Source organism: Bacteroides sp. An322, assembly GCF_002161765.1.
In the GTDB taxonomy this organism is placed as follows: Bacteria; Bacteroidota; Bacteroidia; order Bacteroidales; family Bacteroidaceae; genus Phocaeicola; species Phocaeicola merdavium.
In genome coordinates, this window is sequence record NZ_NFIN01000023.1 from 1 (window position 1) to 19,243 (window position 19,243).

General features: G+C 43.4%; 23 protein-coding genes and 1 tRNA gene. 8 read left to right on the plus strand and 16 right to left on the minus strand.

Features of this window, described 5'->3' with window-relative positions:
- Positions 1 to 22: 22 nt before the first annotated feature.
- A tRNA-Asp gene (locus tag B5F91_RS11525) sits at positions 23 to 96 on the minus strand.
- Positions 97 to 255: 159 nt separating this feature from the next.
- Here B5F91_RS11525 and B5F91_RS11530 point away from each other — a divergent pair.
- Positions 256 to 846, plus strand: coding sequence for a YqgE/AlgH family protein (locus tag B5F91_RS11530; protein ID WP_087429237.1), 591 nt, complete (start codon positions 256 to 258; stop codon positions 844 to 846).
- Here B5F91_RS11530 and B5F91_RS11535 read toward each other — a convergent pair.
- The 5 genes from B5F91_RS11535 to B5F91_RS11555 all read right to left on the minus strand — a co-directional run bounded on the left by B5F91_RS11535 (position 825) and on the right by B5F91_RS11555 (position 4,441).
- Positions 825 to 1,379, minus strand: a complete 555-nt coding sequence (locus B5F91_RS11535) for a GNAT family N-acetyltransferase (protein WP_087429238.1) — start codon at positions 1,377 to 1,379, stop codon at positions 825 to 827. The two genes, B5F91_RS11530 and B5F91_RS11535, sit on opposite strands and share 22 nt — an antisense overlap.
- On the minus strand, positions 1,372 to 1,836 hold the full coding sequence (locus B5F91_RS11540) for a hypothetical protein (RefSeq protein WP_087429239.1): 465 nt from the start codon (positions 1,834 to 1,836) through the stop codon (positions 1,372 to 1,374). Before B5F91_RS11540 ends, B5F91_RS11535 begins: the two co-directional genes overlap by 8 nt.
- A gap of 36 nt (positions 1,837 to 1,872) precedes the next feature.
- On the minus strand, positions 1,873 to 2,493 hold the full coding sequence (gene recR, locus B5F91_RS11545) for a recombination mediator RecR (RefSeq protein WP_087429278.1): 621 nt from the start codon (positions 2,491 to 2,493) through the stop codon (positions 1,873 to 1,875).
- Between the two features lie 281 nt (positions 2,494 to 2,774).
- Positions 2,775 to 3,545, minus strand: coding sequence for a TIGR03915 family putative DNA repair protein (locus tag B5F91_RS11550; RefSeq protein ID WP_087429240.1), 771 nt, complete (start codon positions 3,543 to 3,545; stop codon positions 2,775 to 2,777).
- Positions 3,546 to 3,556: 11 nt separating this feature from the next.
- Complete coding sequence (locus B5F91_RS11555) at positions 3,557 to 4,441, minus strand: aldose 1-epimerase family protein (RefSeq protein ID WP_087429241.1); 885 nt, start codon at positions 4,439 to 4,441, stop codon at positions 3,557 to 3,559.
- Between the two features lie 152 nt (positions 4,442 to 4,593).
- On the opposite strand from B5F91_RS11555, the gene B5F91_RS11560 reads away from it, so the two are divergent.
- The 3 genes from B5F91_RS11560 to B5F91_RS11570 all read left to right on the plus strand — a co-directional run bounded on the left by B5F91_RS11560 (position 4,594) and on the right by B5F91_RS11570 (position 8,909).
- The gene (locus B5F91_RS11560; RefSeq protein ID WP_087429242.1) at positions 4,594 to 6,657 is read left to right on the plus strand and encodes a histidine kinase; all 2,064 of its coding nucleotides are present in this window, start codon (positions 4,594 to 4,596) and stop codon (positions 6,655 to 6,657) included.
- A complete protein-coding gene (locus B5F91_RS11565) occupies positions 6,641 to 7,390 on the plus strand; it encodes a response regulator (protein ID WP_087429243.1) in 750 nt (249 codons plus the stop codon). The genes B5F91_RS11560 and B5F91_RS11565 overlap by 17 nt, the downstream gene beginning before the upstream one ends.
- A gap of 136 nt (positions 7,391 to 7,526) precedes the next feature.
- Positions 7,527 to 8,909, plus strand: a complete 1,383-nt coding sequence (locus B5F91_RS11570; RefSeq protein ID WP_087429244.1) for a DUF5723 family protein — start codon at positions 7,527 to 7,529, stop codon at positions 8,907 to 8,909.
- A 127-nt stretch (positions 8,910 to 9,036) separates the two neighbouring features.
- Here B5F91_RS11570 and yfcE read toward each other — a convergent pair whose 3' ends face one another.
- The 7 genes from yfcE to B5F91_RS11615 all read right to left on the minus strand — a co-directional run bounded on the left by yfcE (position 9,037) and on the right by B5F91_RS11615 (position 14,767).
- Entirely contained in the window at positions 9,037 to 9,576 is a 540-nt protein-coding gene (gene yfcE / locus B5F91_RS11575) for a phosphodiesterase (RefSeq protein WP_087429245.1), read from the minus strand.
- Positions 9,577 to 9,625: 49 nt separating this feature from the next.
- Positions 9,626 to 10,018 (minus strand): hypothetical protein, encoded by a 393-nt coding sequence (locus B5F91_RS11580; protein WP_144025109.1) that lies wholly within the window; start codon positions 10,016 to 10,018, stop codon positions 9,626 to 9,628.
- Complete coding sequence (locus tag B5F91_RS11585) at positions 10,015 to 11,610, minus strand: ATP-binding protein (RefSeq protein WP_087429279.1); 1,596 nt, start codon at positions 11,608 to 11,610, stop codon at positions 10,015 to 10,017. The genes B5F91_RS11580 and B5F91_RS11585 overlap by 4 nt, the downstream gene beginning before the upstream one ends.
- A gap of 505 nt (positions 11,611 to 12,115) precedes the next feature.
- A complete protein-coding gene (locus tag B5F91_RS11595; protein WP_239416413.1) occupies positions 12,116 to 12,988 on the minus strand; it encodes a hypothetical protein in 873 nt (290 codons plus the stop codon).
- Positions 12,989 to 13,014: 26 nt separating this feature from the next.
- Complete coding sequence (locus B5F91_RS11600) at positions 13,015 to 13,437, minus strand: hypothetical protein (RefSeq protein ID WP_087396107.1); 423 nt, start codon at positions 13,435 to 13,437, stop codon at positions 13,015 to 13,017.
- A 191-nt stretch (positions 13,438 to 13,628) separates the two neighbouring features.
- A complete protein-coding gene (locus B5F91_RS11610; RefSeq protein WP_087429248.1) occupies positions 13,629 to 14,072 on the minus strand; it encodes a DUF6557 family protein in 444 nt (147 codons plus the stop codon).
- Positions 14,073 to 14,317: 245 nt separating this feature from the next.
- On the minus strand, positions 14,318 to 14,767 hold the full coding sequence (locus B5F91_RS11615) for a DIP1984 family protein (RefSeq protein ID WP_087429249.1): 450 nt from the start codon (positions 14,765 to 14,767) through the stop codon (positions 14,318 to 14,320).
- A gap of 159 nt (positions 14,768 to 14,926) precedes the next feature.
- Between B5F91_RS11615 and B5F91_RS11620 the strand changes: the two genes are divergently transcribed.
- Together B5F91_RS11620 and B5F91_RS11625 are read left to right on the plus strand one after the other, a co-directional pair.
- On the plus strand, positions 14,927 to 15,208 hold the full coding sequence (locus B5F91_RS11620; protein ID WP_239416414.1) for a hypothetical protein: 282 nt from the start codon (positions 14,927 to 14,929) through the stop codon (positions 15,206 to 15,208).
- Positions 15,209 to 15,232: 24 nt separating this feature from the next.
- Positions 15,233 to 16,207, plus strand: coding sequence for a hypothetical protein (locus B5F91_RS11625; protein WP_087429250.1), 975 nt, complete (start codon positions 15,233 to 15,235; stop codon positions 16,205 to 16,207).
- Positions 16,208 to 16,262: 55 nt separating this feature from the next.
- On the opposite strand, the gene B5F91_RS11630 is transcribed toward B5F91_RS11625, so the two are convergent.
- The 3 genes from B5F91_RS11630 to B5F91_RS15415 are packed head-to-tail and all read right to left on the minus strand — an operon-like array spanning position 16,263 to position 17,550.
- Positions 16,263 to 17,006 carry a hypothetical protein gene (locus B5F91_RS11630; RefSeq protein ID WP_087429251.1) on the minus strand — a complete coding sequence of 248 codons (744 nt, stop codon included), beginning with the start codon at positions 17,004 to 17,006 and terminating at the stop codon, positions 16,263 to 16,265.
- A 25-nt stretch (positions 17,007 to 17,031) separates the two neighbouring features.
- Positions 17,032 to 17,244 (minus strand): hypothetical protein, encoded by a 213-nt coding sequence (locus B5F91_RS15410; protein WP_239416415.1) that lies wholly within the window; start codon positions 17,242 to 17,244, stop codon positions 17,032 to 17,034.
- Between the two features lie 24 nt (positions 17,245 to 17,268).
- Positions 17,269 to 17,550, minus strand: a complete 282-nt coding sequence (locus tag B5F91_RS15415) for a hypothetical protein (protein ID WP_239416416.1) — start codon at positions 17,548 to 17,550, stop codon at positions 17,269 to 17,271.
- A 179-nt stretch (positions 17,551 to 17,729) separates the two neighbouring features.
- Here B5F91_RS15415 and B5F91_RS11640 point away from each other — a divergent pair, with 179 nt between their 5' ends.
- On the plus strand, positions 17,730 to 18,695 hold the full coding sequence (locus tag B5F91_RS11640; protein WP_087429252.1) for a WYL domain-containing protein: 966 nt from the start codon (positions 17,730 to 17,732) through the stop codon (positions 18,693 to 18,695).
- Positions 18,683 to 19,234, plus strand: a complete 552-nt coding sequence (locus tag B5F91_RS11645) for a 3'-5' exonuclease (RefSeq protein ID WP_087429253.1) — start codon at positions 18,683 to 18,685, stop codon at positions 19,232 to 19,234. The genes B5F91_RS11640 and B5F91_RS11645 overlap by 13 nt, the downstream gene beginning before the upstream one ends.
- Positions 19,235 to 19,243 lie beyond the last annotated feature (9 nt).

Consider the following 19,243-nt stretch of genomic DNA (forward strand, 5'->3'; position numbering starts at 1 on the left):
CATTGATTTTCAATGTTTATTGCGGTGCGTACGGGACTCGAACCCGTGACCCCATGCGTGACAGGCATGTATTCTAACCAACTGAACTAACGCACCATTTTGTTTGTTTTGTTGCTTTCTCTCTCGATTGCGGTGCAAAGGTACTACAAAATTCGGAATTACCAAATATTTGAAGATTATTTTTAGGAAAAAAGTGAGAAAGTTTTTATATTCTAAGAATAAGAGTTATATTTAGGCATTAAAAAAGGAAGTTGTATGGATATGCGCATTTTCCAAGTACATTCAAATAAGGCGCTTCCACATGTGGGAAGTATTCTTATTGCTTCTCCACTATTGTATGACTATCATTTTGCACGTTCTGTCATTTTAATGGTTACACACAATATTGAAGGAAGTATGGGTATTGTGATGAACAAGAACTTCAGGTATCATGTGTCGTTGAACCAGTTGGTGCCGAAATTGGCTTCTGTTCCTGTTATTCCTGTATTCAAGGGAGGTCCTGTGGATCGGGATACGATTTTCTTTCTGCACGTGTTGAGTAATTTGGATGGAGCCCTTAATCTAGGCAACGGACTTTATCTGAACGGTGACTTTACGGCGGTCCAGCAATACATATTGAACGGGAATCCGATTGACGGATATATCCGTTTCTTTGCCGGATATGCCGGTTGGGAACATAATCAGCTGGAAAAGGAAATTGAAGATGACTCTTGGATGGTAGGCGAGACCAATAAACAGCATTTGCTGGACGAGAACTACCGGGACCTTTGGTTTAATAGTATGAATGAGTTAGGGAATCCTTACCGTCTGTGGGCTACTTATCCTCAATACCCGTCTTGCAATTGACGGGCATTGCGTATCTTTTGTGCGATGCAAATGTCTTTGTACCCTTTGCCTGTATATATCCAGTCTTTCAGCGTGGCGCTAAAAGTATATCCTAGTTTCGTGAATAAGTGCAGGCAAGGGGCATTGTCTGTCCGGATGTAGGCATAAAGCTGGTGGATGCCTAACAGCTGGAAACAATGACGTTCCAGCAAGCATAAAGCGTCACGAGCTATGCCTTGCCGGCGGAATTCCTTTTTGATGACGATGCCGATTTCTGCCCGTTGGTGACGGGCATCGAAAGAGAATACATCAACGATGCCGGCTATCTTCCCGGATACATGTTCAATCATGAAGCGGAGCTGTCCGTCGGCAAAGAGATTGTTTTGGTTTTCGGCAATGTATTTTTTCAGTTGGTAGCGGGAATAAGGACCTGTTGCGCAACTGTTTTCCCATAAATCTTCGTCGTTTTCATAGAAGAGCATTTCATCAATATCCTCCGGTTCGGGAGCCCGGAGGCGGATTGTTTCTGTATGTAAAGATGCCGGTTTATTCATCGGGATTCGAAATGTCTGATAAATGAAGTTCGTTCAATAGCCGTTCTTTGCTTGGTATGCAGAAGAGGGAAGCGATAATGACCATTCCGGCACATAATAATCCGGTTGTGTCCATGGTCCAATAGTAGGCTGAGAGGTTTATCAGGGATGCGGTCAGCAATAAGGCGATACGGACTTCGCTCCAGCGGCGGTAGCTTTTCAGAGCCTTTGGAAGGGGAAGACCGGTGACATAGCGGGTCAGCGAGAGGCTGAATATGCGTAATGATAAAGGAATCAGGCAGACGGTGAGCAGGATGCTTGCCACTTGCATGATGTATTCTGCCTGGGCATTTCCGGCAAGAAGGCCTTGCGGCAAAATCTCGCATTCATACAGTCCTGCCAATAATAGGGTGAGTATCCACAACAGTGCGTATTCTCCTTTTAAAATCCGTACCAAGCGTTTCAGTTCTTTTTCCATAAGCGAAAATTGTAAGTTGTTAAATTGTAAATGAAATCATATCGTGGTCCCTGTAAATACAATCCGGTTGGCGATAGACCTTCCTAGGGTTATTTCATCGGTATATTCCAGTTCGTCGCCGATAGAAATGCCTCGGGCAATAATGGTCAGCTTCACATTGTAGGGAGCCAGTTTGCGGAAAATATAGAAGTTGGTCGTATCTCCTTCCATTGTAGAACTGAGTGCCAGAATCACTTCTGATATTGTTCCCGTCTTGACCCGTTCCACCAGGCTTTCTATTTGCAGGTCGGAAGGCCCGATGCCGTCCATGGGCGAAATGACTCCTCCTAATACATGATACAAACCCCGGTATTGTTGGGTGTTTTCAATCGCCATAACATCGCGTATGTTTTCTACAACGCAAATGGTAGAAGCGTCGCGCGAGGAATTGGAACAAATCTGACATACGTCTGTATCCGAAATGTTGTGGCATACTTTGCAATATTTCACTTCATGTTTCAGTCGGATAAGGGCATTGCCGAACGATTCTACCGCTTGTGTGTCTTGCCTTAACAGGTAGAGCACCAGCCTCATAGCGGTTTTTCTGCCTATGCCGGGCAGTTTGGCGAATTCGTCTACCGCCTTTTCCAATAAAACGGACGGATATTGTTGGTTCATGTCTTTTTTATTCTTATCTGTTTTTTTCCAAGCCGCAAATGTACGAAAATCCGGTTTCACAAACTAGTGTCTGGGGAAAAACTTTTTAATGCAGCCAGCCGTTCTGCTAATTAAAGTGTCAGTCCTACTAGGGAAGGACTGGAGTTTTTCCCTGGTCAGTACTGCTGTTTTACTAGGGTAGGATTGCAGTCCTACCCTAGTAGGATTAGAGAAGGACTAGCATGAAATAAGTGGTGTATACGGCTGGAGCGGGCGGGGCAGGCGGGAAAGTCAGCCGGGAGTTATTCGTTTTTTTCGGTCAGGAACTTCCAGTAGCGGACGGGCATGTCTTTTTTGTGTTTCACGGGATTGAGCCGTTCGCGGATGCAAATGGAGTCGAAATAGTTTTTCCATAAAGCCTGGTAGAGCTTTTCGTTTTTATCCAGCAAGTTTTCGTCTACTTTCCCTGTGATTAATGCGCGTTGAGCGGTATTGGTGAAAGTGATTTCGTTCACTTGCGTACCATTATAAAAATATCCGTATTTGCGCTTGGCGTCGTAGATAATCCAAGGCTGGTCGGCGAAACGGTCTTGGAAGTGTCCGATAGTAAGCGGAATGACATCGTAAAGCGGCTCCATGATTCCGAAATAAGTGCCGTCTGCCAGTTTTTGGAAACGCATGAATTGAAGGATGCGGTACCGTTCTCCGCTTACTTTCCTGCCCAGTTGGGTTACGGCGAGAATTACGGGGTCGGCAAAATCGGTATTAATTGGAGTGGGTGAGTCAATCACTTTTTTCATATACCGCAACAAGAGCATCGGGGCTTCGGGCGATTCGGAGAGCCAGCAGTAGGTAAGTAGGGTAGAATTGCGATGCGGAAGTTTCCGGCAGAGTGCTTTCCATACCCGTTCGGATTTGCTAAGGTCGGTCACGACATGATGCGCTTCGTCATAGAACAAGGGCAAAGGCTCTGTTTCATGCAACAAGTTGTCGGGGAATGTTCTCCGTGCATACGCATCAAACAGAGCCGTAAGCAATCCTTCGAATGTCCGGTCGTAGGTGAAAATAATCATTCTTCGGAGGCTTATTCAACGTCTTCCAATATGATGGAATAGCTGGCTTCGAAACTCTTGTCAGGCTGGAGCGATTGCATCCATTGGCGGTCTTTGAATTCCCCGTGATAACCTACGGTGTCACACCGTCCGTACCAAGGTTCGATACAGACGAAGGGGACATCAGGATGGGCTGCGCTGGGCGACCATACCGCAACGAGCGGACTATCGAATTCCAGGCTGAGGTAAGGAGTCTTCGATTTGTCCATAAGGGTGATTTTCTTCAGTTGGCTGTTGTCGAAGATATACGTGTCGCATTGGAACGTGGCGGGAGTCAGTTCCAACAAACCTTCATTCAGCGTAAGGGTCTCCCGTTTATTCGATGTGCATCCTTTTTCTGTAGGCGATGTATATTCCAATGTTTTCTTGTCTTTGCCGAAGTCGAGGAATCCTCTTTCGCTTGTTGCCGGGTCTAAATCACGGTAATAAAATGCCGGATGTGCCCCGATTTGGAAATACATGGTCTTGTTTCCGGTATTCTGTACGCTCCACATCACTTCGATGCGGTTTCCTTTCAGGCGGTATCCTATTTCAAGAACGAACGGGAACGGGTATTTTTGCAGGGTTTCCTCATTGCTTTCTAAACTATAAATCAGTGCATTCTCTTCTTCATACGAAAGCTGGAAGTCCATGTCACGGGCAAATCCGTGTTGTCCCAGTTCATATTTTTTCCCTTTGCAGTGGTAGACATTATTCCATACTCTGCCCACAATGGGAAAGAGTACAGGCGAATGGCGTCCCCAATATTTCGGGTCGGCTTGCCATAAGTATTCGGTTTCATTGGCTACGATGCTGGTCAATTCAGCTCCATGGTCGGCAATCTGGATGCTGATTTTGTCGTTTGAAAGTGTTTTCATGTGTTTGTTTTTTATGTCGTTTTCTTTTCGATTGGTTGTATTTTTGTTTCAAAAGTAATAATTTTCTTCGCTTGTCGGTATAAAATATTGAAGTTATTTTTGCAGTGTATACAATTTTTACATACATTTGTGATAGCCAATAAAAGAAACCAATGTATCGGAAAATTATAATAAGTGGATTTGTTTGCCTTTTAGGGGTTTTGATAGGAGGGTGTGCCAGGCAAAAGGACGTAGGAGATGAAATGATTTCTTACCAGTCTTTGTTCGGACAATTGACGGACACTTTGAGCAATGATCCGGCATACGTTTGTATGCAAGTTGATAGCCTGCTTCCTCATGTGAAGGATAGCATTGTGTATTATCAGGCATTCGTGTTGAAGTCGAAAGCGAAGATGTTTATGTCCGAGATTGATTCGGCGGAATATCTGTTGGATGCTATCGGGCGTTTCTGCTCATCCCGTTCGGTGCCAGAGGAGGCCTTGTGGGGTTTATCGGCAGATGTGGCTAATATGAAAGGCAATCTGTATGCCCGTACAGCTGCTTATGATTCGGCAAGGAAGGCTTTTACCGATGCTTATCATTTTTGTGAGAAAACCGGAAATCGGAATGATTTGTTCAATATCTCATTAAATTTGGCAGATGCGCATGTCTTCGAAGGCCAGTACGACAAAGGGGCATTCTGGTATCGTAAAGCGTTAAGGCTTGCTGATTCCTTGAATTTGTCTGATGAATATCGTTTCCCTGTGTATTATGGCTTGGCTCAGGTCAATATGAATTTGCGTGATTTCGGGATGTGTGATTATTATTTTGACCTTGCAGGGAAATACTACGGGCAGATGAAGCCTTACGAAAAGCATATTTATCTGAACAACCGTGGAAATTCGTATTATTATCGGGAAGATTATCCGTCTGCTTTGTCTTATTTCCGGCGTTTGCTGGCTTTCTTGAGCCAGTATCCTGAAATGAAGTTTGAACGTAATCTGACAATGGTCAATTTGGGGGAGGTTTTTCTCTTGATGAACGAAACTGACTCTGCTACCTATTACTTGAACCAGTGTTATCCTTATTTTCAAGAGATAGGAAACATTTCGGCGTTGTATTATATTGACACGCAATTGATAGAGTTGGCTTTGAAAAAGAACAATCTGCCTTTGGCTAGAAAACGTTTGCGGGATGCGGTAAAGCCTGATGTGGTAGACCCGAATATGCTTCACATTCGGAACCGCTATTTGCAGCATTATTTTGAGGAAAGTGGAGATTTCAGGCAGGCGTATGTTTATTTAAAGGAAAATAACCGCATTGACGATTCGATACGGAACGAACGTATTAAGATGCGTGCGGCGATGATTGCTCTCCAGTACCGTCAAGACAGTACTTTGATGAATAAAGAGATGCTTATCCAGCAAAATAAGAATAAAGTGTTGCGCTTGAACCAATGGCTCTATGGAGGCGCGTTGGTCGTGCTTCTTGCGGCGATGTTCGGATTGTTTTTCTTCCTTTACCGGAAGAAAAAACGCCTTGAGGCAGAGCGGGATTTGAAGATGTCTATCAACTCGTTGCGTTTGGCTAATATCCGAAACCGCATTTCGCCTCATTTTATCTTTAACGTATTGAATCGGGAAATGTCTCTGAAGCGGGAGCCGGAAGGGGAGACTTACATGAAAGGACTGGTGAAATTGATTCGGCGTAATCTGGAATTGGCAGATAGTCTTGCGGTGACGTTATGTGACGAACTGGATTTTGTACAGACTTATATTGATTTGGAAAGCGAGACGTTGAAGCCCGATTTTGTTTATACATTGGATGTTGATTCTTCCATTGATTTGTCTGGTATACAGATTCCGGCAATGTTGTTGCAGATTCCGGTAGAGAATGCAATCAAACACGGTTTGCGGGGAAAATCGGGTGCCAAGCGTTTGAATATCCGGATAAGGAAAGGAGAAAAGGATATCGAAATAGTCATTTGGGACAATGGGGGAGGCTACCGAAGCACAGGAAGCCATGCATCTGCTTCGGCAGGTACAGGCACAGGGATGAAAGTGATTACCCGTACATTGCAATTGCTGAACGCATATAACCGTTCTCCGATTGTAATGAAGATAAATAATGTGATGATAAAGGATGAGGCAGGATGTGAAGTTTATTTTAAATTGCCCTTAGATTATTCGTATGAATTGAGAAAACAAAAAAAGTCTTTTTATGGAACAACTGATTAGGACGGTCATTATAGACGATGAAGAAAGTGCAATCGATAATTTGTGCTTCGAACTGCGGCGTTATGCTAATATTACGGTAAAAGGTACCGCACGGACTGGAGTCATGGGAGTCAAGTTGATAGAAAAGGTCAAGCCTGACTTGTTGTTTTTAGATGTGGAATTGCCGGATATGTCGGGAATGGATGTTGTGGCGAAGTTGCGTGACCACATATCGTGGAACATGCGGGTCATTTTTTATACGGCGTATAATAAATATGTAATAGAAGCCTTGCGTAGTGCCGCGTTTGATTTCTTGCAAAAACCGATTGATTCGAACGAGCTTCAGACGATTATGTCACGTTTATGCGAACAGGGAAGGAGCGGGGATGTAGGGAATATCAATGCTTTGTTTGCCGAACGCCCTTTTATGGTCGTGACACCTACGGGAGATTTACGTTTCCTCCATTCGTCTGAAATAGGTTTCTTCCGGTATTTGTCGAATCGTAAAATATGGGAAGCGGCTTTGGCAGACGGTACGTTTTTGCCTTTACGGCGCAATACGACGGCAGAGCAATTATGTGCATACGATTCGTCTTTCGTACAAATACATCAGTCGTTTATCATTAATATGCATTATCTGATGATGGTGCAGGATAACCGTTGCATCATGTATCCGCCATTTAATACTGTAGACGAGCTGATGGTGTCGAAAAAATATAAGAAGCAGATGGTGGAACGTTTCTATCAATTGTAAGTTTTAACCGTATAGTCGCTAAATTAGAACATTTGGTTCGTAAAACTAATGCTTTAGTAATAAACATCCGTCTTAGTCATGTGTGTGATATTTAGGAATTGGTTATATTTGTATCAATAATTAACGGTGAACATAAATGGAAAGTTTTTGGAATAAAAAGGTATTCGTGATTGTGTGTGCTGTTTTTTTAGGAACAGTTGCACATGCTCAGTATCTCCGTACTTCTTATTTTATGGAGGGAACAAGTTCGAGTTTGCAGTTAAATCCAGGATTACAACCGACAAGAGGATATTTTAATGTTCCTGTGTTGGGAGGATTGAATGGAAGCGTATCTTCGAATGTATTAGGCTTTTCTGATATTATTGATGTATTGGATTCGGGCGAAGACCTTTTTGCGAATGATGATTTATATGGGCGTTTGAAAGGGAATAACCGTTTGAATCTGACAGGGAATACAGAAATCTTGTCCTTTGGTTGGTATGCCGGCAAAGGTTTTTGGAGTGTCAATGTAGGTCTTCGGGCAGATGTGGGTGCTTCCATTCCGAAGTCGATGTTTGAGTACATGCGTGATGCTAATGGATTTTCTTTGGCAACCGGAATTCAAAATTATACTATAGGTAATGAGAGCTTTCATGTTAATGCCTATGGCGAAATAGGTTTAGGGTATTCTCGTCAGATAACCGACAAATTGTCTGTAGGTGGGCGTGCAAAGGTTTTGTTAGGTTTGGCTCATGCTGAAATGGAAATCGAGCGGTTTGATGTGGATATGGATATTCCGGCAGCCAGTGCAGAATACATTAGTCCGGAAGATTGGTATGGCAGGCATTACGGCTATGATGTGCAGGCTCATGTGACCACTTCATTTAAAGGAGGAGGTTTGGATTTTGATGAAAATGGAAATATCAGTGGATTTGATTTCGATGGCGGATTTGGCATTTCTGGTATGGGCTTCGGCATTGACTTAGGTGCAAGTTATAAATTATTGGACAATGTAACGTTATCGGCTGCTGTATTGGATTTGGGATTTATTAAATGGAAAAGTGGTTCTACCCGTGTGGCTTCGGTTGAAGAGTCTAATAATGTAGTGATTAACGCTGATAATTACGACCAATATCTGAATGATGATTTCTTGAGCCTGGAGCGTTTTAATTTGAAAGAAAATCCTGAGGCTGCTGGTTCAGAAACTACGAAATTGTCATCTACTCTTTTATTGGCAGGTGAATACGCTTTGTTGGATAATAAATTAAGTCTCGGCGCCATGTATACGGTACGTTTTGTTCAGCCTAAGGCATTGAATGAGTTGACTCTTTCGGCAACATATCGTCCGAAGAATTGGTTTAACATTGCCGGCAGTTATTCTCCTATTCAGGCAGGCGGAAAGTCGTTTGGTGTTGCTTTGAAGTTGGGACCTTTGTTCTTAGGTACAGATTATATGTTTTTCGGAAACAGTTCGAAGGCTGTAAATGCTTTCCTTGGTTTATCTATTCCATTAGGTAAGAGCAGAAGTACGGATATTTGATTCACATAGGATAAATATCAAGTTTTAGTAAGTTTTAAAATAGGAAAGACTCACTTAAAATAGCAACGTTATGTCTTGTCTGTCTTATATTTTATAGTTGTTTTTTTTAAGTGTAGTCTTTCTTTTTTTATGTCAATTGTATGGATTTCAACAATGTCCCATTTAGTTGATATATGGAAATGTTTTTATTTTCGTAAGTGGCAAAAGTGGGGGGATTGCCTCCTTTGGGAAAGGTGATAGAACCGGTATTGCAAAGGGACATTTCCTGTTTTTCCAGTTTCCATAAATGGGTATGTCCGTAAAAGAAAGCATCAAATTTTCCTTTAGGCAGGTTGTTTTCATTATAGATATGTCCGTGGGTAAGGAACAATGTTTTTCCGTTGTCTGCAATCAAAGCATAATCAGCCATTATTGGAAAATCCAGCAGCATTTGATCTACTTCAGAATCGCAATTCCCGCGGACTGCAATGATAGGGTCGGTAAAGTGGTTTAGGAGTTCTGCTATGCCTTTGGGATTTAACCCGTCCGGTAAACCGTTTCGCGGACCGTAGTTCAGAATGTCGCCTAAGATGCAAAGCATGTTGCATTGTGCTTTCTCGTAAAAATCTAAAACCTGCTGTAGGCGTGGCAAAGAGCCATGAATGTCGGATATAATTAAATATTTCATTACATATAGGAAGTACTAAAGTGTTTGTTTTCTTGCAAAATAGAAAGATTTAAAGATTTTCTTCTTCTAAATTCTGGATTTGTTCCTTGATGTCGTTGATAAAGTCATCCGCTTGTTCCATTAAGTCATTGAATTGTTCTTTCAATTCATCGTGGTTGAATTCGGCTGCTTTGTCTCCCATTTCTTCCGCGAATTTTTCCAATTCTTTCTTTTGGTCTTCGGTCATTTCTTTCAATACCTTTTTCCCTTTTTGGTTGATTTCACGGTATTCTTCTCCTACTCGTTTCCAGTCTTCTTCCGTGTAGGTTGAGGCATTCTGAAGGGTTTCTTCAGTCAGATTTTTCATGTCGTTCACGTAGTCCTGTGTGCTGTAGCTGGAGCAGGCACTTAGGCACATTCCAGTAAATCCGATTGCAATAGCGAGTTGTGTTAGCTTTTTCATATAGTTGATGTTTTTGAAGTGAATGATTCCTTTCTGATTTCCCAGTCGGTCAGCGTATGCTTCTCGCTGTCGAAGTTGATGCCTACCTTTACTATCGGAAGCCCGCAGAGCGCAAAGCGTTCGGGATATTGTTTTAAGTCGATTTGCCGGATGGCTTCATCGGCATTCTTGTCGAGCTTCAGTTCGATAATATATAAGGTAGAATGTGTGCGCATTACTACATCGACTCTGCCTTGTGGGGTACGCACTTCCACGTCTGTAAAGTTTCCTAACAGCGTAAAAATCAGGTAAATCATTTGCTGGTAGTGCCCTTCGTAGCGGGTGTTTTCGCAATAGGGTACGGTAGACAGTACAGTCTGCATCAGCCGGAGTGCCCCGTCCATATCATCGAAATGGATGCATTCCGCCATTTCGCCCACTAACGTGTTCAATTGGGCGGGACGTTGCACATAGTTGATGAGCAGGCTTTTCATCAGCCCGATGCGTACTTCCTTATTGGGAATATCCAGTTGGTATAATCCGGAGAAAGCGGAATAATTCTTGATGGTCAGGTATCCGCTTTGATAGAATAGTGGGGTGATGTCGGTCATTCGTTCGGTAGGTGCATCAAAATCCGCTGCTTCACACTTCCGTCCGCCTATCTCCTGCGGGATTACCTTGTATTTGTTCAGCATTTCTATCAGGTAGGTCGGTGTTCCGCTTCCGAACCAGAATGATTCTATTTTCCCTTTGCTTAGTGCAGCCATCAGGCTGAACGGGTTATATATGTCGGGCGATGGCCAGGCGAAATGATATCCGTCATAATACGATTTCAATTGTTGCAAGGCATCTTCCTTTGTAGTCTCCAATCTGTCGGCGAACAATGCGATGTCGGCATCCATCTGCGTTCGCATTTCTTCTTCCGTGATGCCGCAAATGGCAGCATAGTTTGCGTCCATGCTGATGTTTTCGATGTTATTCAGTTCGCTGAAGATGCTGAGTTGCGAGAACTTGGTGATACCGGTCAGGAAGACGTAACGCAGGTATTTGCCGCACGCTTTGAGCGGGCTGTAGAAGTTGCGCATCACGTTGCGCAGGACAGGCAAATCTTCTTCTTCGTGCATCACGTCCAACAATGGTGCATCGTATTCGTCAATTAGGACTACGACTTCACAATTGTACTTCGCATACGCGTTCATTATCAAGTCCGTAAGCCGGATATTGGGGTCCGTAGTATTTTGCGGATTGATTCCTAAACTTTCCTCATTTATTTGAAGAAGATGGTGAAGGTACCGGATTAAGGCATCCTTGTCCAAATGCTTACCCAAACTCATATCGAAGTGCAACACAGGATAGGCAGTCCATTCCGTTTCCAACTTTTCGATGGCAAGCCCTTCGAAGAGTTCTTTCCGTCCTTCGAAATAGCATTGCAAGGTATCGGTAAGCAATGACTTGCCGAAACGGCGCGGACGGTTCAGGAACATGTATTTGTTGTCGGAATGCGTCATGCGGTAGACGTATTCGGTTTTGTCGACATACATATAGTTTTCCCGGCGGATAATCGAGAATACCTGGATGCCATACGGGTATTTTCTTCGTTCGAGTGGTTTCATACGCATGATTTATATTGATACTTTACAAAGGTAGGTTATTTTTTCCAGTTGTACAATAATTATGATTGAAGTTACGTTGTTGAGAGTTTTTCTAACTTATGTCAGATTAGTCTTTTGACGCATCCTGTTATCCGCAATAAGATATATAATGCTATTCTGCACGATAAAACAATAGTCATAGAACCAATATAAACTTTCTCCCCCAATGTGAATTTTCTTTTCGGCTGGTCTAATATATTTCTCAAATGTTCCATTCCTTCTAATTTTAAGTTAGAGACAGGGATTGTCAATACGGCATTCCCTTTTGCAGGAATACCAAGGCCAAGACACAGGTAAAGCCAAAGTCCAAGACCGGATGTTTTCATATATACGCAACATTCGCCGTTTGTTAGTTTGACATGCCTTATTCTAATTCTCATCAATAACAAACGACAACCCCTGTCCCATCAAAGCCGTGATTAGCATCCATTGAGACGCAAGTTCACGACACCTTGTTTTCTATTCTTCAAGCCGGTTTAGGCGTTTGTAAGGCTTCCGGCACATTGATTTTTAGCTTAGAAATACGTTCCTGTTCTTTCAGTTGCCATTCCTTGTATTGGGTGAAAAGCGTCATGTGGCATTGTTTTTCACGTTCCAGTTCCTGCTTGAACCAATGGGTGTTTTCTAAAGTCTGTTTCTCGGCTTGTTTTTTTATGGTGAACTTCATTTTGTTCAGTTCCCGTTCAGCCTGGCGATGCCATTTTTGAAGTTCGAAAAACACATCTTCTGCTTTTTGCGGGTCAACGGAAGGGACATGAGCGTAAATCAGTGTGTCTTTTCCATTGCCATTGGTGCTGTAAGGCTTTATCATTCCGTTTTGAAGTTCCTCACGAGCTGAAGAGAATTGGCCTCCGGGATGGATGTATTTCCCAATGGTAGCAGCTATGGCTTCCAGTTGCAGGTAGCGGTTACGCTCTTTGATATTCATCTGAGCGATTATATCCGCTTCTGTCGTTTCCTTCGGATATGATGGATTGGAAGGTGTTTCAACTCCTTGAAGCGCACACCATTCTTCAAACGTCAGGTTCGCCGCCCGTTTCAATTCCTTGTCTTTAGCCTTGACTGCTTCCCTCATCCAAGCGCAAAAGGCATTCATCGATGCTATTTCTTCTAAAATAGGACGTACCTGGTCCAGCATATTCCCGTCATAACCGACACATATAGTTTTTCCCGATTCAGAAGGTGAGCCTACAATATCAACTTTCGTAGTCAAAAAAGTCATGTTTTTCAACTTTGCCTCATTCCCAGCTATGACTTCTTGTGCCAAATCCGCCAAATGCGATGCCGATGTGGAAGTCAGCCCGTGATTGTCAAAGAATATTTCATTAATATTATTCATGCCGTTTTATTAATTAGTGAGTTTGATTATACGAAGACAAACAAAGATACACTGCATTGATTTAAAATATTGGCACGTTCTTGTATTCCCCATATCACCTCTATATCCTGTTTTGTTAAATTGTTCAAACAATCAGCCATGCCCTCAAGTTCTTCCATCATAAACGGATATGAAGGATTGAACGAGACAGACAGAATTATGGCTGACATCACAGTTGTCTCTTGTTTCCTTATTTCCTCCATAGCAGTTTCAATTTGAGCGGAAACCGAGATGCGGGCATCAACGGTTATCTGCATTACGAGTTTATACTTATCAGCGAATTTTCTGAAATCATTCAGATCTAAATTAATCAATCCTTTTGCTTGGGCTACATTGATGAAATAATCTTTTGTTATTTCCTGTTCATCCTTGATAACTCGTATCAAATCTTCTCTACTTGATTCTTTCATTTCTATTTACTATTAAAAACCTATTCTTACCCACCGCTCTTCCGACATTTCTCCGTTAAGCGAGACAAGCAGGAAAAAAATAAGGGTAAAAACAATACATGCCCAAATGATTGCGGCAACCTTTTTCCGTTTCATGTCCATGAAGGCAGAAATAAGACATTCCCAAATGAACATGACAATATTTTCTCGTTTCATTTTATTCCTCCGTGAAATGTCCTATTCATATTTTTTTGTGCAATCTCTTCCGTTCCGCCAAAGTAAGTGATTTCCCACAGCAAGCCTGCGACAAGCTCTTGCGGCGTAATCACGATGTCTTTCTCTACCACCACTTCCATGCCAGCTATTTCCGACCACGAAGGATAGCAGGCCATAGGACAGTTAAGGTGATTGTCCGCTTTGTCGTATACAGAGCAATTCATATCTATCATCGGGCTACAGGTTTCCCAACGCCATCCCAAACGGATGTAATATGGGGATGGTTTCACCTCCAATGCTTGCACTTTCTGATAAATTCTTTCCCACTTGTCCAAATCAAGTTGTTCCACCAACTTCGGTTCGTTGGTCTTCCATAAATTCAGGAATGCCGACCTTATTTCGGCAAAACCGAATTGCGAAAATAATTCCTTGAATGTCATAATGTCTATCTTTAGAGTAATAAATTCCCTCAACCCACCCTCGTTCTTCTATTAAGACAATCGGCACAAGGTAATGCACAATAATCTTCCCCCAAGGGTCGTGTACGCTATTCGTTTGTACGTTGTGCCGGAGATGCGCGATAATAACCATGCTTCTACCAGCTGCCACCTTGGTTTGTTGCCCATGTCATGCGACAAGGAAGTGCCGCCATTGTCTGATACAAAGAAAGACTACACCTTTTATATTAAATTAAGTCTACCGCCCAGTTCAAGCTTTGCAGCCTCATATCCAAGTTCCGAAGCTGTTTGGAATAGTTGTCCGTGGTTTTCCTCAGTTCTCCTACGTCCACCGTGCGGACATATTTTATCTCCAGTCGTGCGTAACGCTCGTTCTCGACTACATGTTTCAAGAGGTCGCGCATAACCGACAGGCGCAACTTCAGCGCATCCTTACGGGCAATCATTTGAGTGAGGGTTTCACCATCGTGCAAGGTTTGCATGTTGGTGCGGTTAATTCGATAGACTATTTCCTCGAATTGCGAAAGGCATTCATCCAGTTCTTTATATAATTCGTTTACGTTCTCAGAAGGTTGGTCACCTTCCTGTACTTTCGCGCTGTACTTCAACCGACTCTTCAATTGGTCGATTCTGTTTTGCAAATCGGCGCGGATGCTTAATGCTTCTGCCAGTTTCATTGTATACCTCCATTTGGTTTGATGCTGCAAAGTTCAGTCGCGAAAGTGCCAAATCGAAGCATAAGTTGAATTTTTTTGTAGTAAGCGAAAAACTATTTACCTGTGCTTCAATTCAGCACATGATATCGCTACCTTTGTGACAAAATAATAATGCCGTTTATGAAATATAACGAGGTTAGTGACACGTTGTCGCATGCAGGTCGCCTTGACTCAATCATTGTGGCGCAATGTCCTATCATCAGCGGTACGATGTATGCCGTGCGGTTCGCCCAAGAGTATGACGGTGACTGCTTCGGATGGGAAAACAATATTTATGCCGTCCGATATGACACGCAGAATGAACTGAACTCCGGAAACAAGTTCTTGTTTGATTACAACCTTGCCATACCGATCAACCTCAATCAAAAAGTAACATTGGGACAACAAAACCAACTTATATAATAACATATTAATAAATAAGCAGTCATGACACTAAAAGAACTATTGACACAAGTCGGCTTCGATGAACTTCTTCCGTATCTGAAAAAACACGAGCCGGAACATCTTGATGACATTTACTCCTTTCGCGAGGCGTACGACATCCTCCTCGGCATGGAGCCGGACAAGGATTTCAAAGGGGAAGCCCGCGTGGAATGGTCGGGCGGAGTGTATGAAGGTGAACAGAAATGGATTGGCGTGCATCATCTGGATGACAATGTCTGGGAAAAGGAATTGGCCAAAGAAATCATCGTGGCCGATGACGTGCATCTGTCCCTTGCAGAACTGGCCATGCATTGTCTTTGGGAAATCACGTATTGGGGATTTTCTCCGGCGGAAATCAGAGAAGGTTGGCAAGAACGCTTGGGGCACAAGCAACCTGTCAATCCCTACGAAGTGGCTTTGGATAAACTGGAAGAAAGCATCTGGCGGCATCAGACTCCGCAGCGATTGCGCTGTAAAGGTCCTGAAGGTGAAAGATGCACCCGCGTCGAATTCCCGTTAAAGTGGGGGGATAACCGCAAGAACCGCTCCAAGCGGAAGCGGGAATACCGTCAGGACAAGCGGGAGGAGTACCTGCGCAAGATGGCTGCCCGCGAGAACTTGGTAAGAATGCTTTCCGCCGAAGGAAGCAGCTTCCGGCGGGGCGATGTAGATTTCCTATTGGGCATTGAGTATGGCACACGGTATGATTACCGTTCAGTGACGAAGGATGTCGATGCCCGGTTGGATTATATCCTTGAGTCAATGACCCGTTACCAGCAACTAGACCTTACGAGATACGATGAAGCCGTTGTTTTCGTCCGTTACCCTGCTTGCTACCCACAGAATGAGATAGAGCTTGAAGCGTTCCGTAAATCCGTGATGCAATGTTTTGGCTACTCCGACATACTATTTGGTACGTTGGTAGAGGGGCATGAAGAAGTGGAAATAAGAGTTACGCTGTTATTGTACAAGAGGTGATTCGTACCATCAGAAAGGGTATTTTGCCCTTTCTGATGGTTATGGACTATAACATTTATTCCCACCATTCCTTCATCTTGTAAAGACGTATCCGATAATACAGCCGCTCCATCTTGCGGACATAGATTTGCTTTCCATAAAAGAACTTGTCGAGAGAACTGTTTTCTTCATCCACCGATATTGGGGCTTCCATGTAATCGCAGACCATTGAGGATGTCACTACATCGCCGACATTTCGGATGTTCATTCGCTCGATTTGCTTCCGGGAAATGTTTAAGCCGTCATCTTTGATATGCTGCAGCAGGTTGATGCAAATGTCAATCCAACGGTTGAACCCGAAGTTTCCATTCTCGTCCGCTATCAGCGAATGTGAGAAGTAAGCCCTCATGCAGCGCAGTTTGGCGTACTCCAATTCGTATAGGTATTGCCAGTCATATTGCGGGTCATGGGCAGCGTGTTCCACTAACTCGTCAACGAGCGGTTGCAGGTGTTCTTTTTTCCATTCGTTGAAACGCTTGTGGTGATACCACAAACCACGTTCATAACTTGCAGCAGCCATTTTTTCGACGTTCCTTTCTTCTTCCGTAGGTTTATGTCCGTTACTGTAGTTGTATGTGTTCCATTCTGCAAACACCGTTACCCATTGTTCAAACTCCTCGTCAGAATGCAATTCTTTCGGTATGTGCATTCCTCGTCTTAACAAGTCCTTTTTCTCCTTTGGCGACAAATGAGACACGTCGGCCAAGGGATAGTCATAATTGTCTTGATTTAGCCCTGTTAATTCTTTGGATTCGTCCATATTATTCCGCTGCTTTGAAATTGTTTTATGAAAGGATACGTATCTTCAGTTGTTTCTTCTCGTCTTCAACCAATTTGTCCCACAGGCGTGAACGTTGCAAAGCGGATGCTGGAATATAATCCTGGTATTTCTCCAGAAACTCCATGCTATACAATTCGTCCCGGTGATAGCAGTCTATGATTTCGTTCCAATCCCAATACTCGGCAAATTGCTCCAAGAGCACGGGAGTCAATTCCACATTGGAATTCCCCGACAATTTAGACTAATTCCAATAATTCTTGTATCTTCCCAGATTCTCTGCCGTAAACAGATGCTTGTTATCGGAACCGGAAAGCTCCTCCCAATCTACTTTATTTTTGAACTTCTCTATCATGGATACGGTCCAAAGGATGTTTCGATTGTTGGAGATCTCTTTCCACACCACCTTGTCCTTGTACTTTTCCAGCAGTTGTTCGTTCCAAGCGAACTCGCTTGACAGTTCTTTCCATGCGGCTTCTTCCAATACTTTAGCCATAAAATCGTTGTTCCAATTCTTTGTTGCCATATTACAAATTATTATTAAAGGATTTAACATCAATTCTGCTGCAAAGTAAGGATTGTCAAGTGCCAAAACGAGGCATAACAAGGAAAAAATAAATTGAAAAGTAGAAAAAATAAGAATGTGCCGCGATTTTTCACAAGTAAACAAGTAACTTTGTAGCAGAACATTTAATAAATAACAGTATGGCAGCAAATCTCTTTGGACGGTATGTCTGGTTGATAGATACCCTGCTCAGATACAAACGCCTGACGTTTCAAGAAATCAGTGAGCTTTGGCAGGAAAGTGGACTGGGCTACGGTGAAGAATTGCCTTTGCGCACATTCCATAATCACCAGAAGGCTATCAAAGACATCTTTGACGTGTACATTGAATGTGATAGGAAAGACGGTTACCGGTATTACATAGATGAGCCTGAACGGTTGGAAGGAAATAATCTGCAAAGTTGGCTGATAAGTTCCTATGCCACCTTGAACCAAATTCAGGCGGACAACAAGCTGGAAGACCGGATTATCTTTGAGGATATTCCGTCGGGACAAACCTGGCTCACGCCTATCGCCGAAGCCATGCGGCGCAATCGTGTGTTGAGCATCACACACCAAGGATTCGGCAAGCCGGAAGTCAATACGTTTGAAATTGAACCATATTGTCTGAAAGTCGTGAAGCGCCGTTGGTACGTGGTGGCGCGTAGCCCGTACTATTCGGAGCGGAACAAAGAGAAAGGCATCAAGCCTGCCGATGTCTACCGAGTGTATGCCCTCGACCGTATTTCAGACATTCAGGACACGGGCAAGACATTCAAGATGAAAAAGAACTTCGATGTCAACCACTATTTTGAAGGATGCTGCGGAGTAATCACATCGGATGAACCCATACAACGCATTGTACTTTTGGCATACGGTGGCTTTGCCGATTATCTGCGCACCTTGCCCTTGCATGAATCACAAAAGGAGATAGAGGGTGATGATGAGTCCACGCTCTTTGAGTACCATCTGAAACCGACTTTCGACTTCTATCAGTTGGTTCTCGCTCAAGGCGACCAGGTGGAAGTACTGGAGCCGGAATCCGTGCGCAATGAGATGCGCAATTTTGCAAAAAACATGTTGGACTATTACACTTGGAAAGAGGAGGATAAACCATGCAAGGAATAAATTTCATCGCCATTGATTTTGAGACAGCCACGGGCAAACGTGCTTCCATCTGTGAAGCCGGGATTTGTGTGGTGCGTGACGGAAAGATAGTAGAAACCCGTTCGTGGCTCGTCCGTCCGCAAGGCAACATGTACAGCTATTGGAACATGCAGATACACGGTATCCGACCGAATAATACCGTCAATTCACCGGAATTCCCGGAAGTTTGGGCAGAAATCAGCGAATATTTGAAAGACATTCCCGTGCTTGTGGCTCACAATGCCGCTTTCGACATCGGCTGCATCCGTCATTCATTGGAACTATACGGCATGGAGAAGCCTAACATCACTTATTATTGTTCCCTCCGTGCGGCACGCAGGCTATACAACTTCGGCTGCAACAGTCTGGACTATCTTTGCGACCAGTTCAAGATACCTTATGGACAGCACCATCGGGCAGGGGATGATGCAGAGATGTGCGCGCGGCTGTTTATGAGAGAGATTAGGGATGCAGGGTTATGCAAATTGGGTGAAATGGGGTATTGTAATGGCAAACTGTAAATTATTATA

What these genes read in the sequence shown, in the direction of transcription:
- B5F91_RS11530 (WP_087429237.1), top strand. Translation starts at nt 256, where the DNA reads ATGGATATGCGCATTTTCCAAGTACATTCAAATAAGGCGCTTCCACAT.
- B5F91_RS11535 (WP_087429238.1), bottom strand. Translation starts at nt 1,379, where the DNA reads ATGAATAAACCGGCATCTTTACATACAGAAACAATCCGCCTCCGGGCT.
- B5F91_RS11540 (WP_087429239.1), bottom strand. Translation starts at nt 1,836, where the DNA reads ATGGAAAAAGAACTGAAACGCTTGGTACGGATTTTAAAAGGAGAATAC.
- recR (WP_087429278.1), bottom strand. Translation starts at nt 2,493, where the DNA reads ATGAACCAACAATATCCGTCCGTTTTATTGGAAAAGGCGGTAGACGAA.
- B5F91_RS11550 (WP_087429240.1), bottom strand. Translation starts at nt 3,545, where the DNA reads ATGATTATTTTCACCTACGACCGGACATTCGAAGGATTGCTTACGGCT.
- B5F91_RS11555 (WP_087429241.1), bottom strand. Translation starts at nt 4,441, where the DNA reads ATGAAAACACTTTCAAACGACAAAATCAGCATCCAGATTGCCGACCAT.
- B5F91_RS11560 (WP_087429242.1), top strand. Translation starts at nt 4,594, where the DNA reads ATGTATCGGAAAATTATAATAAGTGGATTTGTTTGCCTTTTAGGGGTT.
- B5F91_RS11565 (WP_087429243.1), top strand. Translation starts at nt 6,641, where the DNA reads ATGGAACAACTGATTAGGACGGTCATTATAGACGATGAAGAAAGTGCA.
- B5F91_RS11570 (WP_087429244.1), top strand. Translation starts at nt 7,527, where the DNA reads ATGGAAAGTTTTTGGAATAAAAAGGTATTCGTGATTGTGTGTGCTGTT.
- yfcE (WP_087429245.1), bottom strand. Translation starts at nt 9,576, where the DNA reads ATGAAATATTTAATTATATCCGACATTCATGGCTCTTTGCCACGCCTA.
- B5F91_RS11580 (WP_144025109.1), bottom strand. Translation starts at nt 10,018, where the DNA reads ATGAAAAAGCTAACACAACTCGCTATTGCAATCGGATTTACTGGAATG.
- B5F91_RS11585 (WP_087429279.1), bottom strand. Translation starts at nt 11,610, where the DNA reads ATGAAACCACTCGAACGAAGAAAATACCCGTATGGCATCCAGGTATTC.
- B5F91_RS11595 (WP_239416413.1), bottom strand. Translation starts at nt 12,988, where the DNA reads ATGAATAATATTAATGAAATATTCTTTGACAATCACGGGCTGACTTCC.
- B5F91_RS11600 (WP_087396107.1), bottom strand. Translation starts at nt 13,437, where the DNA reads ATGAAAGAATCAAGTAGAGAAGATTTGATACGAGTTATCAAGGATGAA.
- B5F91_RS11610 (WP_087429248.1), bottom strand. Translation starts at nt 14,072, where the DNA reads ATGACATTCAAGGAATTATTTTCGCAATTCGGTTTTGCCGAAATAAGG.
- B5F91_RS11615 (WP_087429249.1), bottom strand. Translation starts at nt 14,767, where the DNA reads ATGAAACTGGCAGAAGCATTAAGCATCCGCGCCGATTTGCAAAACAGA.
- B5F91_RS11620 (WP_239416414.1), top strand. Translation starts at nt 14,927, where the DNA reads ATGAAATATAACGAGGTTAGTGACACGTTGTCGCATGCAGGTCGCCTT.
- B5F91_RS11625 (WP_087429250.1), top strand. Translation starts at nt 15,233, where the DNA reads ATGACACTAAAAGAACTATTGACACAAGTCGGCTTCGATGAACTTCTT.
- B5F91_RS11630 (WP_087429251.1), bottom strand. Translation starts at nt 17,006, where the DNA reads ATGGACGAATCCAAAGAATTAACAGGGCTAAATCAAGACAATTATGAC.
- B5F91_RS15415 (WP_239416416.1), bottom strand. Translation starts at nt 17,550, where the DNA reads ATGGCAACAAAGAATTGGAACAACGATTTTATGGCTAAAGTATTGGAA.
- B5F91_RS11640 (WP_087429252.1), top strand. Translation starts at nt 17,730, where the DNA reads ATGGCAGCAAATCTCTTTGGACGGTATGTCTGGTTGATAGATACCCTG.
- B5F91_RS11645 (WP_087429253.1), top strand. Translation starts at nt 18,683, where the DNA reads ATGCAAGGAATAAATTTCATCGCCATTGATTTTGAGACAGCCACGGGC.